Genomic DNA, 20119 nt, shown 5'->3' with positions numbered 1-20119 from the left:
ATATTTACCGATTAAAATGTGACATTGACTCCTACATTATAGGTCTTTGTAATAGGATACAAACAACTATATGAATCACTTGGATGCTCCGGATCGATGTATTTCAATCCTGTAAGAGTAAATAGATTATAGGCATTAAAGTAAACGCGCAAATTTTCAATACCCACTTTTTGAATCAATTGCTTCGGGATGGTATACCCTACTTCTGCACTTTTCAAACGCAGGTAATTGACATTCTGGATACTACGGGAAGAGGTCCAATAGTTCGTTGTTTCACCTCCATTATTCGTAGATGGATAATACCCCGGTACCCATATCGTATTCGGATCTTTCGGATCTGCGCCCATCTCGGCTGTATGCCAACGATCCATAAACATAGAAAGTCCACCTCTATCCCAAGTCAAAGGTCTTTCCATCTGTACTTGATTAATAACAGTACCTTTGGCTGCTCCCTGGAATAATAAATTCACATCAAAACCTTTATACGTTCCTGCCAATGTAAAACCGAAGTTAATGCGCGGAGCTCCTGACAAATCAATCGGGCGGGCATCATTATCGTCAATAATACCATCTTCATTCCAGTCTTCATACTGATAATCACCCGGACGAAGGATTGAATTACCTTTGTTGTCTTGAACAGGGGCATTCCAGATCTGATCCATGGAATAGAAATAATCCACGAAATCATATCCCCAATAGAAATCGCTATAACGATCATTATAATTGTCACGCCAATTCCGATAAGAATTATTCGACTCTGCACGCTCAATGTATTTGTTCATCGATCGGGTATAAGAGACATTACCGGAAACTGTATAATGGAAATCACCAATTGTATTCGTATGAGACAATCCGATTTCAAAACCGCGCGTCAAATCACCATTCAAATTTTCCTGAGGCAACGCAGCACCTAATGTACCGGGAACAGATAATACTCGTGTAGACAACAGATTTGTCCTGTAACGTCCGAAGATATCTCCTTGGAAACTCAACAGCCCGTTCCACATATCGATATCCAAACCTAAGTCAGCCATACGAGCTTCATACCAAGTGATGTTCGGATTCGCCATGCCACGGAAACCTAAACCGCTGATAAAAGAACTACCTAACATATACCCTCCACTGGGATAGGTATATCCAGATAAGAACTGATAAGATGAAGCGGCATCATCTCCCAAGATACCATACGTACCTCGAATCTTCAAATTATTGACAAACGACAATGCCGAGCAATTCTTAAAGAAATCTTCCTCTGAAATACGCCATGCACCTAAGAAAGAAGGGAAGAATCCCCATTGAGCACCTTTAGCGAACATAGAAGAACCGTCATAACGAAAACTGAACTCTGCTAAATATTTCGACTTGAAGTCATAATTTACACGTCCCACGAATGCCTTATTTGCCAAATCATACAAGCCTCCGGCATTGGACGTTGCTTGCTGATTTTTGGTAGCTCCTGCAAAAATCTCACTTACGGCATCCATCGGCAACTCCCTCTGTGCGGCGAAATTGTCACCCTTATTGGTTGTCTCTTCGTATAATGCCAATATTTTCAAATTATGAATTTCATTAAATGTACGTTCATAATTCAATTTTAACTGTAACAATGTCTTTTCATTTTTGGCGTAACTACGACTAATTAAAGAAGGAGAATATGCCTTAAATGCTTGATAAGAATCAGAGGCTGCTTCATATTCATACAAGCTATACTCTTTTCTAGAATAACGATTATCTGCGTTATCGTAATCATAGCTATACATAGCACCAGCACTTAACCCTTTAATGAAAGGCACTGAATAATCTACAGAAAATGTACCTTGAAATAAATATTGCTTATTTTTCCTAAATCCACTAATATCAGCTGTTGTCAAAGCTATCGGATGATAAGCCCCCGGCAATTGTTGCAAATAAGCCGGATTATTATTGGCATAAACCGGTAATGTCGGAATATGCATCCATGCCGCTTTGTACACTTCCCAAGCATCCATGATAGGTTCATTCTTCGTACCCATCATAGCATTCAATTGCATACCGACTTTCAGGTTTTTCGTTATCTGTCCATTGATATTCGTACGCACATTGTAACGATCATAATTCAAATCGCCACTGGAATAGAAACCATCCTGTTTCAGATAACCAAAGTTCATGAAATAATCAATCTTTTCAGACTTACCTTGTGCGCTGATACTGTGTTGTGTTTGAGGTGCAATCTTGTCAAATCCGACATCCGACCATTTGGTCTCCGGCTTCAAACCTTTACGATACGCATCAATCTCTTCAGCCGAGAACATCAAACTACCACCTTTGTTGATGGAGTTTTCGTTGGTCAGTTCCATCCATTCAGCCGCATTCAATGTCTCCGGAATATTGGATGCTTGTTGCCATCCTACCGATCCATTGTAATCCAAAGTCAGTTTAGACGTTTTTCCTCGTTTCGTTGTAATAATAATTACACCGTTGGCTGCCTTCACACCATAAATAGCAGCCGAAGCATCTTTCAAAACAGAGAATGATTCTATTTCATTCGGATCCAGACAATCCATATTGGAACGAGGAACACCATCAATAATAATCAATGGAGCCCCCATACCACGAATCTGCAAATCCGAGTTATAACTTCCCGGCTCCCCTGATTTCTGAACGACACGGACACCCGGTATTTTACCAGAAAGCATATTCTTCACATTCTCATTACGAGTTTTTACTAACTCTTCGCCACCAATATTACTAACAGCGCCAGTCAATGTCGCTTTTTTCTGTGTTCCATATCCCACAACCACCACTTCTTCCAAAGCTTTACTGTCTTCCTTCAACGTCACATTGATAACAGATTCATTCTTACTGCTAATTTCAGTTGAAGCATATCCTATATAGGTAATTATTAATGTAGCATCACTTGATGCTACATTAAGGGAGATTCTCCCTTCGACATCCGTTATCGTTCCGTTCGTTGTCCCTTTCTCCATGACGTTGGCACCGATAACCGGTTCGCCATTCGGATCTTTTACTGTTCCCGTTATTCGCTTTCCTTGTTGTTGCTGTTGTTGAACTGCTGTATTTCTGGTAAGGAATATATGCCTGTCATTTATCTTATACGATAAATTATATTCCTTTACCAGATGATCCAATATCACAGTGATATTGGATTTAGTCTCTTGGAGACTAACCGGCAAATCATTCGGGATATCTTTACTATTGTAGAAAAAAAGATATTCCGACTGTTTTTCAATTTGTTTCACCACATCATAGAAAGTACCATTTTGTACGTCTACCGATACTTGAGTGGTTTGTGCATAGGTATTAGCAGAGATGTGCAATATGCATAACAGCGTAAATAATAGTGTTAATTTCATGATACGCCTTATTTTTGGAGACAAAAAGCCCCACTCTTGATATTTTTCCATATTTTTGTGTATTATTTTAAGTTTGAAGTCTTTCCGTTACTGTTTTGCCGACGTTGCCGGAAGGACTGAAATGAATAATAGTTCGGGAGGTGCCTCGCATTTCCCGAATTTTTCTTTAGGCTGATCAGTAGGGTGGTTCCATGGTTCTGTTATTTTAAAGTTAAACATCAGGGATTGTTATTTAGGGTAAATACGGATAACCTGTCCTTCCATCCTGTACCGGAACTTATTATACTGCCCCAAAGGTTTCAGCACTTTTTCTATAGTATTCTCCAGTACAAAACTTCCTGTAAAAATAGCCTGGGCTAGTTTTTCATCTTCAATCAGGATCGTGACGTCATAAAGACGTTCCAACTCCGCTACGACTTCGGAGAAAGGCTTATCCTTGAATTTATAAAGTCCCTTCGTCCAAGCCAGTTGGAAGTCTTCATCTCCCCGATAGGTCGTAATAACTCCGCTCTGCCTGTCGATCCGGGCAGTCTCGCTCGGCCGCAGGACCTGTTCGTTACAGACAACGCCTTCCGTATCATAGGAAGTCAGAAACACTTTTCCGGAAATAAGGGAAGTAGTCGAATAATCCATGTCCGGATAAGCCTTAACGTTAAAGACAGTTCCCAGAACTTTTATATCATATCCTTTCAGCCGGACGACAAACGGCTTTTGTTCATTCTTTGCCACCTCAAAATAACCTTCTCCCTCCAACATGACAGTCCGTTCCTTCTGATCAAACCGTGTCGGATACTGAATCGTCGTTCCGGCATTCAGCAGCACCTTTGTCCCGTCCGGCAAGAACAAGGAACTTTTCCCACTGCCTTTTTCCACCACAAACCGGGTATAGCTATCCTGGGGTACTGCCCGCAGACTTTTATTCTGATAATAAAAATATTGTCCTGCCAGTAATACAGCCAGTAAAAAGACTGCGGCATACGACCACAAGGTGGTAATATTCCTGATTGTCGGACCTTTCAGCTTTGTCGCAGGTATTTCCGAATCTATCTTCTGCCTCATCTTTTCCCAGCTGGCATCTATCGGATACTTCAATGCATCGACCTGTACAGACAAAGAGTCATAAATTGCTTTCAGCCGTGCCAGTTCATTCTTCTTGTCTTCCGACTTCCTGACAACCTCCAGCAATTGTTGTAAAGACTGAGCATCAGCCGTACCCTGAAGATACCGGATCAACAACTCCTCAAAATCGATATGTTCTTTATTATCCATGATTTTTGCATTTCTATACTCAAAACGTGCTTTATCCTGTATTTACTTACTCAAAAGAGAAAAAAATAAACTAAGTAGGGTCAGTGCACTGCGGAGCATTTTCAGGGCTTTATACAATTGTGCCTCCACAGTCCGTTGTGATATACATTTCTCACGGGCAATCTCTGCCGATTTTTTCCCGTCAATATAAGATTCAAGAAATATCTCCCTGCATTTTGGTGGCAATTTATTCACTTCCCTGAAAAGAGCATCCAGGTTATTATTTTCTTCTGCATAATAAAAAGGCTGGTCGGAACAGGAAAGGATCTCCACTTCCAGGTTCTTTTTATAGTAATCGATATATCCAAGCTTCACTTCTTCATGTCTCAACACGTCCAGACAGGAATTTCTGAGAGAAGCAAACAGGAAGTAACGAAGTTCCGATGCCTTAACACATAAAAAGAGCTTCTGATTCCACACTTTCAAAAACAATTCCTGCACCAGGTCCTCCGCCACAGACATACTGACATAGCGTGCCGCTGTAGCCACTAAATCAGGGGTATAAGCGACATAAATCTTTTTAAATAATTCCACCTCGTCCTGTGGCTTCAGCTTTCCCTTTTCTCCACTCGCTCTCATAAGATTAGAATCATCGGTATAACAATATTCAGTACGAAAACGATCTGAATAGTTTATTTACTTACTTCTTTACCAAATAAATTATCATGATGTATATTATTATTACAAAGTTAGTCCCCCATTCCCCCGCAAAAAATAGCATATAATTGCCAATTCAGTGGATTATTTTGTACAAATAGGGCTGCATTCACCCATTCGGATACATGCAGCCCTATACCTTATCAACAGAACAGTTTCAACGCCACTGCTCCAATCAACAGCCACCCCATCAAATTGCCGGCCGTGATTGCCGGAGGAGGTTCCTCTAATGCGGATTCTGCGGTGTATGAGTCCCCGGCGGACTCCCCGGACGAATGATCGACAAGATCGCGCCGATGGCAGCCAGTGCCACCTCCGTCTGCTTCAGAAGAAGCGACAACAGTACTATCAGCGCCAGCCACGGGATCGCCTGGGCTGCTGTGCCTCCCTTTCAGGCCACGGGGAAACAGGGCCTGCACCAGGGATAAAAGGAAATTACAAACGATACGAAGTGTTTTCATACGATAAAAATTTACTGGTAGAAGACAATCAACACACCGGTGCTTTGATCAGCTTGCCGATCGCAACCGACAGACGGTCGAGCAAATGACAGTAAGCGGTCCGGTTATCGCCGTTTACTTCGCTGATATATTTGCTGTACGCAATTTCATGCGCAAAAGCAGAAGGATAATAACTGACTGCGGCAGCGGCCGGATAAGCCGTAACGATCAGCCGGGCATAATCCAGAAAGCTACTCTGCGTATCGGGATACTTGCGGAAAGACAATCCGCGCGGGGCTAATTCCACCCGGCAACCGTGCCAGAACTCGTTGGACGGGCCATATCCGGTAATACCGAACAGGTTACGATGTAATTTCGCCAGGTTACTTTCATTCCATCCCGACTCGATGGCAGCCTGTGCCAACATAACGACCGGATTCAGATGGAACCGTTTCTCCGCAACTTCGGCTTCCGGAAGGAAACGTTTTACAAACTCATATTTTGTCATGGAAAATTCAATTTAGCCGGATAAAACATCGCATAAAGCTTGACATTCAAAGAATAATTCACTATATTTGAGACAGTAAACCATCCAAAAACAGTATATTATGAATACAGATGAACAGACTGCCGAATCCGATTACGGGAAAGAACGGTCATGGGGTTACCAGGAACTGGCTATCCTCTATTTCCCGCATGTCAAACCCGAAAGTGCCTCCAGGCAACTCGCCCGCTGGATAGGGATCAGCCAGGAACTATTGTCCCAGCTTAGAGCCAATGGCTGGAAACCCGGGCGTAAGCTACTGACGCCTAAACAGGCAGCCTGTATCTTCCGCCACCTGGGACCACCGGGATGCTGACAGACTGCATCCCGGCTACGATGCCTATTCTATTTCCGGACGATCTCCGCCACCGCTGCCACTCCCCGAATCCGGTTCGTTCTTATCGAGCACCATACGCTCCACCTTCAACTTCTTGGTCAGCTCCAACAGGGTCTTGCCCGGACGGAAGACGACACGCGGCCGCCTCACCAAATCTGTGGTAAACTCCTTTTTCGTAGGCGACCCCTTACTCCCCAGCACTGCCTGGAAATAACCCAGGTCACCCAGCTGGATCGTCTGCCCGTCCTGTAACTTCTGCTTTACCACAAACAGAAGCCCATCGAGCACCAGCTTCACATCACCGGCGGTAGCTGCCGAACGGTCGGCAATGATATCACACAAACCAGCCAGGTCGCACATTCCATTCGAACTGCTCGCTGCATAAAACAACTTTGCGTCGGCTGCCGCCCCTTTGGTCATATCCTTCCGCAATACCAATCGATACTTTACTGACATAATTTTACGATTTAAAAAGTTACTGAATCTGTTTTACTCTCTCTTGTAATATTACATCGTAAAGATACGCCCCGCCAGAAAGGCGCAGTCCGCCATTGTCGGTGGCTGTCGGCGGTTGTACTTGTTTGTCGGTATTTCTACTTGTTTGTCGTATTTGCGAGATAATCGGTATCGGCAATCCCAGGAGAACGCAAAGCGTTCTATGAAAGGCCTCATCTGGTGAGCGTGAAGCGAAGCATCCGGTAACATTCACTATAACCACCTCCTCTCCACCACCGGCGTGCGCTGCAGGTCTTCCCCCAGGCGGACCAGCAGGGAAATATGGCGGGAAAGGTCTGCCAGTAAGGCGGGACGGAAGCCGTCGGCAGGCGTTGCCGCCCGGAGCTGTCCGTTCAGGCAGGCGGTTTCGCTCAGGATACGTTCTTCGTAATACTCCAGGCGGAAATGTCCGGCCAATTCATGACAGACCGTACCTTCCTCTTCACTCAACAGGGATGCCGGTACTCCGGCTGGAAGCGGCAGCTCCGGAAGAAGACCGGAAAGGATTTCCGCCAACAGGGATTCGGGGACCGGCAGGTCGGAAACAGCCACACCCTGCGCCGTGAAATGCAATAAATTCCGATACGTCTCCGAGGTAAACGACAGATCGTCCTCCTCCAGCATCCGTTCCACATGCGAGGCGACTTCGGGATATTTCAGGCAGAAGGCCAGCAGACGTTTCTCCCCTTTCCCCACCTCTTCCGTAAGCAGTTGCATATACCGGTTAAAGCCATCACGCCCCAGCCGGCGGAACAACTCGTCGGCATCCTTCGCCGTGGGCAACAGCAGGCTGTCCAGGGATAGGCCGCCGGGAGGCTGCGCCAACAAACGCTCCGTTGCCGACCGCCCGGCCGGATCGTTATCCAGCAAAAGGACCGCCCGCCCACAAAAGCCACGCAACACCTCCGCCTGTCCTTCCGTAAAAGCCGTACCGCCCAAGGCTACCGTATTGGTCAACCCCCCCGCATGCATCGCCAGCGTATCCTTATACCCTTCGGTCAGGTAGGCAAACCCTTCCCGGCGGATCGCCTCCGCAGCCCGGTGGATACCGTACAACATCCGGCTCTTGTCAAACCAAAGGCTGTTCGGGCTATTCACGTATTTAGGCTCCTCCTCCGAAGCCGCCATCGGACGCCGCCCGCCGAAACCGGTCAACCCGCCAGCCGCATTATAGATGGGAAAAACGATACGGTTACGCAGGTAACGATAGTCATCGGGTACAAACACCGTTGCCTGCGCCACACCGAAGTCGAGCCAGGTAGCCGACAATTCCGTATGGCCCGAAGCACAGGGGACCAGGGAGGATAAAAAACAAACATTCGCCTCCATCCCCCGTTTCCGGACAAGTTCCTGTTCCGGGGTCACTTCCGGAGTCACTTTCGGGGTCGGCTCAGGCACAGCCTGCTTCGTCTGCTCCTGTACGTTCCGGGTTGCCGGGGTCGCTTCGGCACGGCTATCCCCGCCCAGGCGCTTCACCGCCTCGGCAAAGGAGCAATGCTCCAGCCCCATCACCAACCCGACCACATCACCTCCCGCCCCGCAGGCATGGCATTTGAAATACTGTCCGCCCACATGGATGCCGAGCGAAGGATGATGGTCGTCATGGAAAGGACAAAGCATCTTGTAATTGGCTCCGGAACGCAGTAAGGTTCCGTAGCGTGCCGCCACCCGTTCTATCGGATTGGCGGCTTTCAGTTGTTGCATGTTCATGATCTTATTTTTTATACGGATAAATCTGTGTCAGACTGTCGTTGTAACGGAAACGCACTTCGCCGGTGCCGCCGTTACGGTTCTTGATGACGAAAAAGCGGCCCACATGATAAAATGATTCGCGGGTAACAGGATCACTCAGTTCGCCATACTGTTCCGGACGGTAGACCATCGCAATGCTGTCGGCGATCTGTTCGATCTCGCCCGAGTTGCGCAGGTCGCTCATCACCGGGATATGGTCGGTGCGCGTTTCGCAGTTACGGTTCAGCTGTGCCAAGACCAGGCAGGCGACGTTCTGTTCCATGGATACAGTCTTCAATCCTCCCGCCACTTCGCCCAGGGCCAGGTCCATCGTGTCCTTCACCTCTCCCCGGTCGGCATTGACGTTGACCAGGTTCAGATAATCCACGATCATCAGGTCCAGCTTATGCTTGCGGTTCAGCACCATGCATCGCGCCCGTATCTCCGCCAACCCGCAACCGCTGCAATAATTGAGGAAAAGAGGCAGCTTGCGCAGTTCGGCTGCCGCCTTATCCAGCCGCTGCCGGTCACCGGCATCCATCAATTTAAAACGCAGCTTGTCCGGTTCCACGCCACTCAACGTGCATAACAGGCGGCTGATCAGCTGGCGTTCGGTCATTTCCAGGCTGAAGAAACAGACCTTCTTTCCCTGCCGGGCCGCCGCCAACGCCATGTGAAGGGCCAGCGCCGTCTTCCCCATCGACGGACGCCCGGCGAGCACGAGCAGTTCGCCACGGTAAAGTCCGCCCAGATAATGGTCGAACTCGTCGATGCCGGTAGTGATCTGCAATTGCTCGCCTGCACGACGCCGCTCCTGCTCGTCATAAATCTCCGCCAGCACCCGGTCGCCCACTTCGGCCGCCGTACGGGTGGTGCTATGCACGGCAAATTCCTCTTCCAGCTTCTCCAGGTCCTTTCGCGAAGCATTGAGCCACGCCATCACGTCGACACCCGGTTCACGCGCTTCAATCATACGCGCAGTCATCCCGGCAATGGCCTGCCGCAACACCCAGCAACGGATCACCCAGGCAGCATACGTCTTGATGAAACGGGCATTGCGCACCTTCAACATGCCATCGGCAATAAAAGCCAACCCGTTCAGTTGCGCGGCATGCTCCGGGTCGATCCGTCGCATCTCCCGCTCCACACTCAACATATCGATATCCGCCTCATGCTGGTAAAGTGCCAGCATCGCCCGGTAAACCAGGCAATAAGCAGGATTGGTAAACATCTCCGGGCGCAGGTGGTTGCCCACTTCGCAAATGGCAGTGCTCTGCGTCAGGATGGCCAATACGACGGCCTGTTCCATCTCTTCGGACGAAGGCATCCCATTGTCTGTACTCATGTAATTGCCGGCTGCGACACTGACTGTCTTCGGTTGTCCGGCGTTTTTCGGTTGTTCGTTTTTCATGATTCTTTATCTTTAAATCTGTTATAATTCGGTCGGCTGGCAGGCGGAGTACGAGGCTTCGCAGGCTTGGCGGGAGGCGGCTCTTTTCCGTCGGAAGCAGGAACATCTTTCGGAACTCCTGCCGGAGGAAATTGCACGAAGGTAAAATGACCGTCGTAACGTATACGGATGTTCCCCTCTTCTGCCAGCAGCTTGATCAAGCGGCTGATAGTCGTCCGCGCCACCCCGGTCTTCTGTTCCAGCTGCCGGTAGGTGGTCACCCACTCCCCTTTACGGCAAGGCATCCTCTGCCCGTTGACTACGATCTCGCCATCCGCGAAATAAACATGTTTCAGCAAACAGAGGTAAATACGTGCCTTGTTACGCCGCTCCGGTTCATCGGAGTAAAAGTCGTCCAGCCAATAATTGGGGACGCACAAAAACCCTTTCTTTCTTTTTTCGGGGTTAACACTCTGATAATCTTCATCTTTCATCTCTTACGATTTAAGTTAAACAATCATGTTACAGGCTGGGACAGTCACCTGGACAGGGACGGGACAGCACCACAGTTGCGTAAATCTCTCATTTTCAAATACTCTACCCTACACAAACGAAACCTTTGGGACAGTCGTGGGACAGTCGGCCGGACACTCTTATTAATATATAAAGAATATCTTATATAAAGACTCTTATAAAGGTTTCCTCTTTCATCGTTTAAAAGATCACGGAGGCAAAGGTAGTAAACGGGAAAAGGCAAAAGAGTATAATTTTATTGCAGCTAAGACCGTAAAAAAGAAGGTATCCGAAAGAAAAACGGCCGTTTTTAACTTACTGTTTACTGTTGATTATTTTATGTACAGACCGGTTATTTGTCCTTGTATGATTTGATTTTTTTATACAGTATACTTTCCCTGAGGGTATTGGCGCGCAACTTTCTCTGGAAGGTCGACAAGGAGAATTTCGTTTTGAAAACGGCATTAAGATTTCGGCCTAAATGATCTGAAGAACAATCTATTACCCCTAAATTCAGGGTAACATGCATCAGGTCGATTAAAAATTCCGGTTGTCTTACCGGGATCAGTTGATGATCGAAAATCAGGTGTGAACAGCCGCAGTTTCCGGCGATCTGTTGTCCATAAGTTTCAAAAAAAAGGTTCGTGAAACATTGTTTCAACTCGTTCTTTTCCTCATGCGTTTCCAGCAGAAAACGTGCGCATTCCTGCAAAAAAGTCATATTATTATCCATCATTTCTACATGTATTTTAAACTGCTTGAACGAGCGATAGTACCCGCCACAAAGATGTGTAATTTGCTTTTCCATTCGACTAATTTATTATAGCCTTTTTCTTCCGGAGCCCTTACCGAATAAAGGTACAAGGCAATTACACAACTTGTCCGGATTTTTGTTGACAATTTGTTGACAAATGCGACAAAGCGGATTTGAGATGCGACAATATGGTCTAATCGGTTGTAGCACAGTAGTGCTGATACAAGTAGGACTATAGTGCCGGATAAGGCAGCACTATAGTCCTACTTGTATCAGATTGTCTCAAAATTATGTGCAAAGAATAATTAGTCAAGCATATAATATAACTATCAAGTTTATTTTGTGTATTATCCCATTGTTATTAGTATTTGCCACAAGCCATCATTATCTTTACCCTCACGCATTAAGACTCCCTTATTTTTTAATGTAGAAAGATCGCGTTCTACTGTGCGTTGGCTCACCGACAAAGTCTCCGACATTTTCTTGGCGGTGATTGTCGGTAACTCTTTTATAAGATTAAGCATTTTCATCTGTCGCTCTGTGAGTTTAGTCTCCGTCATGCTCTCCGACATTCATTACAGTAAGGCGGTCATCATAAATATCAAGATGAACCTCACTCCCCATAACAGGGAACCGCCCAAACCATTGGCAAAAGCACTTATACTCTTTACCCAACTCTTGGGCTTCCTTTCTTCAAGCATCAATTTAAAATCGTATGCGGTGCATTCTGCTGCCTCACTATCGGAATCTGTATATTAAACGAACTACCATCTTTCTTCTGATTCAACGGAGTGATGGAACAGGCGGAATAAAGGACTATAGGGTCATCGTTCTCATCTAAAAACAATTGGGGACGTTCGAGACGGTCCACATCGACATGTTCGCCATTCTTCAGGATAATCTCCTTGTTCATAAATAAAGAGTGCTCGGGCAAATCCCAATGAAGCCCGTCTTTTGAATACATGATAGCCAGACCGGGCTTACCTTGAGTAAATCCTCCGGTAAAATCTTTGAAGACGGCATAGAAACATCGGTCTTTCCGGTGATACCAAACATACGGGTCTTCTGCATTCAACTTCTGTGCCGTGCCTGTTTCAAATTCAAAGACATTATCGTCCAATACCCGGAAAGGGCCGGCGGGTTCATCGGAGATGGCCACCCCATGCACACCACGCCAGCCGGGGTCATAGACATTCCCTTTAAAATAAAGGAAATATTTCCGGTTTGTCGGACAATAAACGACAGCCGGATTCACCATGATAAGGTTATCCGGTTTCACCGCTGTTCCTTCCGGAGACGGCTCCAACACATTATTCGGTTTTACCCGCGAACGGGGAATAAGCAACGGTTGTTCATTACAGGTATATTTACCCTCCAGCAATTCTTTTATGGAGTTAAAACACAGCACTCCCAGTTTCTGGTTTTGCTGGATACGGTCCCTTTTACTCAGCGTCCCTTTTATACGGGCATCCTCTCCCGGGTCTACCGAACCGCAGTAATACAGGTAATATTTCCCATTAAAGCGCTTGATATGTGTATTCGAAACGGTCTGGGCATCCCACGAACTCCGGTCCGGAGTATAGCCGTCCTTATTATAGACAAAACCAATATTTTTGTATCCCCCATAAGGAGAATCGGAAACAGCGACCCCTATCTTCGACCCTAACAGCCAGGCATCGACAAAAGGCGGCTGCCCAGGCCCAGACTCCATGGCAGAATAAAACAGATAGTATCTTCCATCCTCTTCCGCCCGGATAGCCGAACCACACCAGACAAAATGGCCCTCCAACGAAAATGCCGAAAAACCGACAGGGAACTCCGAATCACCGCGTTGCACAACCTCCATGTCAACAGGTCCGGCCTGGTAGGTGTGTTGAGACCAGCCTTGTGTCATACAGAGAAGAGAAAGACACACGATAGCTAACCTTTTCTTCATATCCATTCTTTTTAAATTATTTCTCCAACGTAAACCGCTTTTCCAAACGGATATCTTCCGAACTGCTACCGATACAAACCATAAAGTCGCCCGGTTCTACCGTCCACTTCATATTTATATCCAATAATTCCAAATCAGAAGGCTTCAAAACAAAAGTAACTGTTTTCGTTTCTCCCGGTTTCAGATGCACGCGTTCAAAGCCTCGCAACTGAGAGACATACGTAGTGACACTGCTATACAAATCTTTGATATATAGCTGAACGACTTCATCTCCTTCCCGTGAACCGGTATTCGTTACGTTTACAGTCACCTGTATGTTAGATTTCGTATGTCCTTTCTCAGGTGTGACGACCAAATTGGAGTAGGAAAAAGTGGTATAACTCAATCCATAGCCAAAAGGATACAATGCACCATAAACAGCCGTCTTCCCAAAGCCATTTGGTCCTTCTGAAGCTTGTTCCTCATGTGCCCCCGGTTTAAAAGGGAAATTATATTCAATCTGCCCGATCGTTTTAGGAAAAGTGACCGGCAATTTTCCGCCGGGGTTATAATCGCCGAACAATACTTCAGCAATGGCATTTCCACCCCAAGCATTGGGGAACCAAGCCTCCAGAATAGCCGGTATAAACCGGTCCTCCCAGCAGATTGTTAAAGGTTGTCCATTAATTAAAACCAAGACAACCGGTTTGCCAGTCTTTTGTAATGCTTGTATTAACTGAAATTGTCGCCCAGGCAGATTCAAACCTGTACGAGAATTATTTTCGCCACAGCGAGCTGCATCCTCCCCCAATACGGCAATCACGACATCCGAAGATTTAGCCTGTTCTACCGCTTGGGATATTAAATCTTGTTCTGCATCAGTCAAAGGGGTAGGGATTATTTCACTTTCCGGCCAAGTTGCATCCACGACCTCACATCCCTGTGAATAAAGTACTTCTATATCTTTTCCGACAGCGTTGCCAATTCCCTCCAAAACATTGGTAACATCCAGATTCTGCGCCCCATATCTGCTGATATAGGCAGTCGTATCAACAGCCAAAGGTCCTGTTACCAGAATACGTTTCAGCTTTGTCCTATCCAGCGGAAGAAGTTGGTTTTCATTTTTCAACAGAACCAACGATTCGCGTGCCATGCGTTTTACAAACTCCATCGACTCCGGTGCCGCTACTATTTTATCCGCCGCTTTAGTATCCTCCACATAAGGAGTATCAAACAACCCTAACTGAAACTTTACACGTAAGACATCAGCCACATTCCGGTCTATCGTTTCCATTGACAAACGGCCTTCGCGGACAAGCTTACGCACGGGCAAAATAAACGTTTCAGGTTCGGTGAAATTGGTCCGGACGTTCATACCGGCTTCTACTTCCATACGATAAGCCTCCTCCATGCTTTCAGCGACATTATGTTTGGAATGCGTATATTCAGCCGCATCGCTATCAGATACAATATATCCTCTGAAACCGTATTCGCCACGTAGTAAATCCGTTAGAAAATAATGGCTAGCACAAATAGGAACCCCATCATAATCATTATAACTGCTCATCACTCCCATCGGTTTCGACTCTTTCACAATCTTCCGGTACGGGTAAAGGTGAATCTGATGCATCTCACGCATAGCCACATGCGGGTCGGTCCGGGCATATCCGTCACGTCCTCCTTTGGGAACACTATATACAGCATAATGTTTTAACGTAGATGCTACTCCTTTTTCCTGGATACCTTCTACCATTTGTTGCCCGAGCTGGGCTACCAAAAAAGGATCTTCACCGTAACATTCCAGTACTCTTCCCCAACGCTGATCGCGGGCGACATCCAGAATAGGCGCATACACATTCGTATACCCTAAAGCTTTTGCTTCTTTTCCTACGATTTGTCCGGCTTCACGCACCAATGTTTTATTCCAGGTACTACCGATAGAAATAGGAGCTGGCAGCGGGGTGGAGCGATCATGGTTTAAACCATGGATCCCTTCATTCGAAAAATCGACAGGTATTCCCAAACGCGTTTCTTCCACAAACCAGCGTTGTACCTCATTAATCGCTTCAGCATGCCTACTGTATGGAAAAGAATATTGAGTAGAGACCAGCCCGTTCAAATGTTCATCGATGTTGGCAATCCCATCTTTCCAGATTGCATTTTTCCATTCACGTGTTGGCAGATCATCTTTCAAAACCCGCTTATAGCCATACAATGTAGCCAGTTGGCATGTTTTTTCCTCCAAGGTCATTTGTGACAACAAATCATCAATACGTTTATCGATGCTTTGTCCAGGATCTTCATAAATATCTTTCTTGCCGTTCTTATTAAAGTCAATCCAGCCTTTTTTATAGATTTCTCTTTTAGCAGGATATATCTTTTGTGATTCGAACTTGGTTTGAGCGTACAATGCCAACGGGCAACAACAGCCGATCGCCAATAATACTGATCTTATTTTCATCTTATCATTTATAAATACTTAATTTCCCCAATTCTTATTCGGCTCAGGCCCCAGTTCAATTTCCAGTAGTCCCCCCTTTACCAATTCGGAATGAGGGAAGTGAAAACTGTTCAGAGCCTGACCGTTCAGACATACCGATTGTATATAAACGTTTTCTTTTGAATTGTTTTTAACCGCGATAACGAACTCTTTCCCCGGATAATACCGGTTGTCCAGCTGAATGGTTATCTTGTCAAAAACAGGCGAAGTTATTTCGTAACGAGGTTCCACGGAGGCTCCTCCCTGTACATCAAACAGACCGATTGCCATCAAAACACCCAGAGCTCCCATCTGTCCCTGGTCTTCATCCCCGTTATAGCCTCCGTAAGGGGTTATATCACCAAACACATCCTGCTTGATTCTTCGTACCCAGTACTGGGTGAGCCAGGGAGCACCGGCATGGCTGAACAAATGAGCCATATGCAAGGAAGGCTGGTTTTCATAATCGACCCAATTACGAGCATGGCTTCCATGTGGAGTAATAAAATTAGTAGGAGCAGCCAACTCAAACTGCCGGTTCAATTTGTTCACAAACGAATCCTTTCCTCCGATCAAATAAATTAAATCCGGCATATTTTGCGGCACATAATACGTAAAGATAGCGGCATTACTCTCTACGAATCCCGGCATGTTAAACCCTTCCCCCACCGGTGCAAAATCTTTCAACCAACTTCCGTCTTTCATACGAGGTCTCATCCAGCCAGCCTGAGGGTCAAACATGTAACGGTAATTAAATGAACGGTTATAATACTTTCGGTATATACTGTCATTCCCCATTCCTTTGGCTAATTGGGACAAACACCAATCCTGGTAAGCAAAGAAAAGCGTCATCGCACATCCTTCCCGATGACCGCCATTGCCCTTTATTCCTTCAGGAACAAAACCTTTTTCAACATAATGCGTCATATAGTCGTTCACTTCCGTCTCATATCCGGCATGGTCGCGTATACCACCCGGTTCGGCGTTTTTGATACTACCTTCCAGTGCGGCATCCAAATCAAAATCACGTATGCCTTTATTATAAGCAGCGGCAATCAACGGGATTGCCTGGTCGCCCACCATGACATACGTATAGTTTCCACCACTGGGTCCACGGGCAATCAAGCCACCGGTGGGATAGTAGCCGACCAAAGTCGACACGAAATCGCTCATTACTTTGGGATAAGCGATAGACCAGAGAATATTCAAGTTAAATTCCGATCCCCACAAACCGTCTGAGTTATATACCGTCCGTGTGGGTACCCCGTTCTCCAACGGGACTTGGCAAACCAACGATTTATCCCCTGTGTTGTCCGTGTATTTACCATTCACATCCGAATAGGTATGACGTCCCAACAAAACATGCCACAGGTCGGTGTAAAACTTGATACGCTCCTGCTCCGTACCCCCTTCGACTTTGATCTTTCCCAGTTCACGGTTCCATTCGGCATACGACTCCTTGACCACCCGATCGAAGTTCCAATGATCCAGCTCCGTATCCAAATTCAAGCGGGCTTGCTCTTCATCCACATACGACAAGGCAACTTTCATCAGCAAAGGCGACTTTCCCAACCGTTTGAAACGGGCATAACCGCCCACATGCTGTCCTTCCAATGCCTGTTTGCCGGTCAGTAGCTTTTCCTTCCCTTTCTGTTCCCAACCGCCAAATTCATCCATACGTTGGTTGAAGCGGGCGACAAAATAGACCGTACAGTTCTTTTTCCGCCTCATGGTAGGCGCCATTACAGCATATCCGGCAACCTCTTTGTCCGATACCTTCCGAATAGCCGCCTTCTCCATGGCTCCATGCCCCAAAAAGGCCCCGACATCCAGTAAAATATTAGCAGTCTCTCCTTTCGGAAACGTATACCGGTGCATCCCCACCCGGGAAGTCGAGGTCAGTTCCGCCGTTATGCCATACCTGTCCAATATCACCTTATGATACCCGGGCCTGACTATTTCCGTATCATGTGAAAAACGGGATTTACAAGCTTCCATGCCTTTATGCCCTTCCACATCACCAGTTGTCGGCATCACCGGAATACCCGAAATTTGCCAACAATGAACATGGCTGAAACATCTCACTTCGGTAGAGTCATACAAATATCCGGAGTTCCAACTCCCCTTCACCCAAGTATCCGGACTTAAACTAACCATTCCATAGGGCCGGCTAGCCGAAGAAAAATAAAACCAACGTGATTTATGGGAATCGATACGAGGTTCGACATAATCAACGGGCGTTTTTACCTGTTTGTCCCGGGCACTCAACTCTCCAAACGAGAAGATGAGCAAAAAGGAAATGGCACAAGACCAAAACAATTTACGACTTCTATAATTCATCTCTTACTTTTTTGATACAAAACAATACACATTACCTGAAATGACTTTTTCACTTATCCTAAACTCACGTATATCTTACCCCTCACACCATCGACTTCCATGGCATGCTACTGAAGAGGCATCGGTTCTCCGGATTACTTTATACCCAATTCTTTCAAGATAAAAGGTACCGTATACGTTTTCCATGCCAACGCCCGGGGATGTATACCATCCGGCACATATTTCAGGAACTCTTCTTCGCCTTGTTTTAATATGCCAGTCCAATACGCATAATGGTCGATAAGTTTCAATTTCCTTTTACGGGCTATTTTACGGTAAACATCATAATATGCATTGATATGCGGTCGTTTTTCCAAATGCTCCCGGATCGGCATATTCATAATTTGAAGAACAATTTCGCACTGCGGGTTCGCTTCCTTTATGCGGTCTATCATATATTCGACATTGATACGGCAAACCTCCAGAGAGGTATGATAAGGCAAATAGGCATCATTCATGCCAAATTCAATCAATACCATATCCGGTTTTTTCGACAACACCTTCTCGTCCAAATTTTGAACACCCCATGTCGACCACATTGCACTGCGGGCAGAGTTTATCACCTCCACGGCATCTGGGTAAATCGCATTGATGCTGTCTTGTAACATGGCAGGCCATGTCAGTGTACCGTCAGGAAGTGCACAAAGACTTGTCCCGTAAACAACAATCGTCTGCTTCTCTCCCTGCTTTATCCGGTTGACAACTTTCTTTTGTGACCAAGCACACAGCATTGTATGCAATGCCAACCATAAAAATAGAATTTTCCTCATGATATTATTCCTTATTATTATCTTTTCTCGACACCCCAAACGTTCCGAATACGTTAAAAATATTTCATTATTTCTTCAGCCACCACATGATGCCCTTTTGCATTTACATGATTCTGTTGGCTCATATAGTCATTGATACTTTTGCCCTCCTTTTCCAAAGCCTGAAAGCAAGCATAACTGTCTACCAATCCAACTTGATATTCATTTGCCAATCTCTTAATCATTGCAGTATGTTTTACCAAAGGAGATAAAGGATCCAGTAATTTTTCAGACAAGTCCGGCGTCGGTGTCAGTAGGATAACTTTTATATTTTGCTTTAATGCCATCTCTATCATTTTACGCCATGCTTTTTCACTTTTTTCCAATCCTACATATCGGTCATTCAAGGCATAATCAATAAACACAACATCCGGATGATGAGACAAGACCTCTTTCTTAAATCTTTTACAACCGGCAACAGAGTTTTCTCCACCAATAGAAGTGGTTATTACATTAGCAACTGCATAGGGATATTTATTTTTTAGCGAATGAAAAAACAAATGCGGATAAGCCGACAACGTATTTACAACCGGGGTCTTAAAAAAGCCACTAGGGACGCTATGCCCATGAAACACAAAATTAATCGTCCTGTTTTGAGGATATTTCCTAGACAATTGCTCTTTTACATCCGCCAAATAGCCCGTATTCATGCTCTCCCCGTCACTTGCCCCATCATCCGATTGATTAAAAGCGGCTGTCACTTGTTCACAGATACTCTTCATGCCAGCAATGGAGGGATGTCCCGATTGCTTTTCAATATCCCGTAGCTGCACATTGAGAATTCCATAGTGGCGACAAATTTTCTCCATGGAAGTGGTGATCTCTGCCGACAACATGCAAGCACACAATAGTTGAAATAACAGACAACTCAAAAATACACGTCTCATATAGACTTTCCATTTAAAATCCAAACAAAGTTGGATAATTCATTATTAATTAACTTTTATAATTTATCTTTGTATCAGGATGTTAAGAGGAAGTAGGCTCTGCTGAGGAGCAACCTACCAGCAATAAG

Annotated in this window: 16 protein-coding genes and 1 pseudogene; 1 reads left to right on the top strand and 16 read right to left on the bottom strand. The window is 45.7% G+C overall.

Annotation, left to right across the window (positions count from 1 at the left end; genetic code table 11):
• Window positions 1-11: 11 nt before the first annotated feature.
• From NBH15_RS18535 to NBH15_RS18520, 4 genes are all read right to left on the bottom strand, one after another.
• Window positions 12-3353, bottom strand: a complete 3342-nt coding sequence (locus NBH15_RS18535; protein ID WP_250823269.1) for a TonB-dependent receptor — start codon at window positions 3351-3353, stop codon at window positions 12-14.
• Between the two features lie 228 nt (window positions 3354-3581).
• Window positions 3582-4622 carry a FecR family protein gene (locus tag NBH15_RS18530; RefSeq protein WP_244050800.1) on the bottom strand — a complete coding sequence of 347 codons (1041 nt, stop codon included), beginning with the start codon at window positions 4620-4622 and terminating at the stop codon, window positions 3582-3584.
• A gap of 42 nt (window positions 4623-4664) precedes the next feature.
• Entirely contained in the window at window positions 4665-5240 is a 576-nt protein-coding gene (locus NBH15_RS18525; RefSeq protein ID WP_128133054.1) for an RNA polymerase sigma-70 factor, read from the bottom strand.
• Window positions 5241-5807: 567 nt separating this feature from the next.
• The gene (locus tag NBH15_RS18520) at window positions 5808-6266 is read right to left on the bottom strand and encodes a glucosaminidase domain-containing protein (protein WP_128133056.1); all 459 of its coding nucleotides are present in this window, start codon (window positions 6264-6266) and stop codon (window positions 5808-5810) included.
• A 100-nt stretch (window positions 6267-6366) separates the two neighbouring features.
• Here NBH15_RS18520 and NBH15_RS18515 point away from each other — a divergent pair, with 100 nt between their 5' ends.
• Window positions 6367-6618, top strand: coding sequence for a DUF4248 domain-containing protein (locus NBH15_RS18515; RefSeq protein ID WP_128133057.1), 252 nt, complete (start codon window positions 6367-6369; stop codon window positions 6616-6618).
• 24 nt (window positions 6619-6642) lie between these two features.
• Here the strand turns inward: NBH15_RS18515 and NBH15_RS18510 are convergent, their stop codons facing one another.
• From NBH15_RS18510 to NBH15_RS18455, 12 genes and pseudogenes are all read right to left on the bottom strand, one after another.
• Window positions 6643-7095 (bottom strand): HU family DNA-binding protein, encoded by a 453-nt coding sequence (locus NBH15_RS18510; RefSeq protein ID WP_244050799.1) that lies wholly within the window; start codon window positions 7093-7095, stop codon window positions 6643-6645.
• 252 nt (window positions 7096-7347) lie between these two features.
• Window positions 7348-8844, bottom strand: a complete 1497-nt coding sequence (locus NBH15_RS18505; RefSeq protein WP_244050797.1) for a CHC2 zinc finger domain-containing protein — start codon at window positions 8842-8844, stop codon at window positions 7348-7350.
• A gap of 4 nt (window positions 8845-8848) precedes the next feature.
• Window positions 8849-10276: a replicative DNA helicase gene (locus NBH15_RS18500; RefSeq protein WP_128133058.1), complete on the bottom strand. Its 1428-nt coding sequence runs from the start codon at window positions 10274-10276 to the stop codon at window positions 8849-8851.
• Entirely contained in the window at window positions 10273-10749 is a 477-nt protein-coding gene (locus tag NBH15_RS18495) for a helix-turn-helix domain-containing protein (RefSeq protein WP_128133059.1), read from the bottom strand. The genes NBH15_RS18500 and NBH15_RS18495 overlap by 4 nt, the downstream gene beginning before the upstream one ends.
• A 371-nt stretch (window positions 10750-11120) precedes the next feature.
• Window positions 11121-11576 (bottom strand): hypothetical protein, encoded by a 456-nt coding sequence (locus NBH15_RS18490; RefSeq protein ID WP_128133060.1) that lies wholly within the window; start codon window positions 11574-11576, stop codon window positions 11121-11123.
• A gap of 293 nt (window positions 11577-11869) precedes the next feature.
• Window positions 11870-12082, bottom strand: a complete 213-nt coding sequence (locus NBH15_RS18485; protein ID WP_244050796.1) for a DeoR family transcriptional regulator — start codon at window positions 12080-12082, stop codon at window positions 11870-11872.
• A 54-nt stretch (window positions 12083-12136) separates the two neighbouring features.
• Window positions 12137-12223 (bottom strand): annotated as a pseudogene (locus NBH15_RS29385) (AlbA family DNA-binding domain-containing protein); the annotation flags it as partial.
• Window positions 12223-13458: a glycoside hydrolase family protein gene (locus NBH15_RS18475; protein ID WP_233566720.1), complete on the bottom strand. Its 1236-nt coding sequence runs from the start codon at window positions 13456-13458 to the stop codon at window positions 12223-12225. The pseudogene NBH15_RS29385 and the gene NBH15_RS18475, both read right to left, overlap by 1 nt.
• 16 nt (window positions 13459-13474) lie before the next feature.
• Window positions 13475-15898, bottom strand: a complete 2424-nt coding sequence (locus NBH15_RS18470) for a glycoside hydrolase family 3 N-terminal domain-containing protein (RefSeq protein WP_250823268.1) — start codon at window positions 15896-15898, stop codon at window positions 13475-13477.
• An 18-nt stretch (window positions 15899-15916) separates the two neighbouring features.
• Window positions 15917-18256: a GH92 family glycosyl hydrolase gene (locus NBH15_RS18465; RefSeq protein WP_128133065.1), complete on the bottom strand. Its 2340-nt coding sequence runs from the start codon at window positions 18254-18256 to the stop codon at window positions 15917-15919.
• Between the two features lie 134 nt (window positions 18257-18390).
• Entirely contained in the window at window positions 18391-19065 is a 675-nt protein-coding gene (locus NBH15_RS18460; RefSeq protein ID WP_128133066.1) for an SGNH/GDSL hydrolase family protein, read from the bottom strand.
• A gap of 53 nt (window positions 19066-19118) precedes the next feature.
• The gene (locus NBH15_RS18455) at window positions 19119-19991 is read right to left on the bottom strand and encodes an SGNH/GDSL hydrolase family protein (protein WP_233566721.1); all 873 of its coding nucleotides are present in this window, start codon (window positions 19989-19991) and stop codon (window positions 19119-19121) included.
• Window positions 19992-20119 lie beyond the last annotated feature (128 nt).

Origin of the sequence: Parabacteroides caeci (genome assembly GCF_023656795.1) — a bacterium.
Classification (GTDB): Bacteria; Bacteroidota; Bacteroidia; order Bacteroidales; family Tannerellaceae; genus Parabacteroides; species Parabacteroides segnis.
Note: the sequence above shows the minus strand (reverse complement) of the source record. Positions and strands in the feature narration are given on the sequence as shown.

Coding starts and splice junctions, on each gene's coding strand:
- NBH15_RS18505 (WP_244050797.1), bottom strand. CDS start 8,844: ATGAACATGCAACAACTGAAAGCCGCCAATCCGATAGAACGGGTGGCG.
- NBH15_RS18460 (WP_128133066.1), bottom strand. CDS start 19,065: ATGAGGAAAATTCTATTTTTATGGTTGGCATTGCATACAATGCTGTGT.
- NBH15_RS18495 (WP_128133059.1), bottom strand. CDS start 10,749: ATGAAAGATGAAGATTATCAGAGTGTTAACCCCGAAAAAAGAAAGAAA.
- NBH15_RS18500 (WP_128133058.1), bottom strand. CDS start 10,276: ATGAAAAACGAACAACCGAAAAACGCCGGACAACCGAAGACAGTCAGT.
- NBH15_RS18485 (WP_244050796.1), bottom strand. CDS start 12,082: ATGACGGAGACTAAACTCACAGAGCGACAGATGAAAATGCTTAATCTT.
- NBH15_RS18530 (WP_244050800.1), bottom strand. CDS start 4,622: ATGGATAATAAAGAACATATCGATTTTGAGGAGTTGTTGATCCGGTAT.
- NBH15_RS18470 (WP_250823268.1), bottom strand. CDS start 15,898: ATGAAAATAAGATCAGTATTATTGGCGATCGGCTGTTGTTGCCCGTTG.
- NBH15_RS18525 (WP_128133054.1), bottom strand. CDS start 5,240: ATGAGAGCGAGTGGAGAAAAGGGAAAGCTGAAGCCACAGGACGAGGTG.
- NBH15_RS18510 (WP_244050799.1), bottom strand. CDS start 7,095: ATGTCAGTAAAGTATCGATTGGTATTGCGGAAGGATATGACCAAAGGG.
- NBH15_RS18465 (WP_128133065.1), bottom strand. CDS start 18,256: ATGAATTATAGAAGTCGTAAATTGTTTTGGTCTTGTGCCATTTCCTTT.
- NBH15_RS18475 (WP_233566720.1), bottom strand. CDS start 13,458: ATGAAGAAAAGGTTAGCTATCGTGTGTCTTTCTCTTCTCTGTATGACA.
- NBH15_RS18490 (WP_128133060.1), bottom strand. CDS start 11,576: ATGGAAAAGCAAATTACACATCTTTGTGGCGGGTACTATCGCTCGTTC.
- NBH15_RS18515 (WP_128133057.1), top strand. CDS start 6,367: ATGAATACAGATGAACAGACTGCCGAATCCGATTACGGGAAAGAACGG.
- NBH15_RS18455 (WP_233566721.1), bottom strand. CDS start 19,991: ATGAGACGTGTATTTTTGAGTTGTCTGTTATTTCAACTATTGTGTGCT.
- NBH15_RS18520 (WP_128133056.1), bottom strand. CDS start 6,266: ATGACAAAATATGAGTTTGTAAAACGTTTCCTTCCGGAAGCCGAAGTT.
- NBH15_RS18535 (WP_250823269.1), bottom strand. CDS start 3,353: ATGAAATTAACACTATTATTTACGCTGTTATGCATATTGCACATCTCT.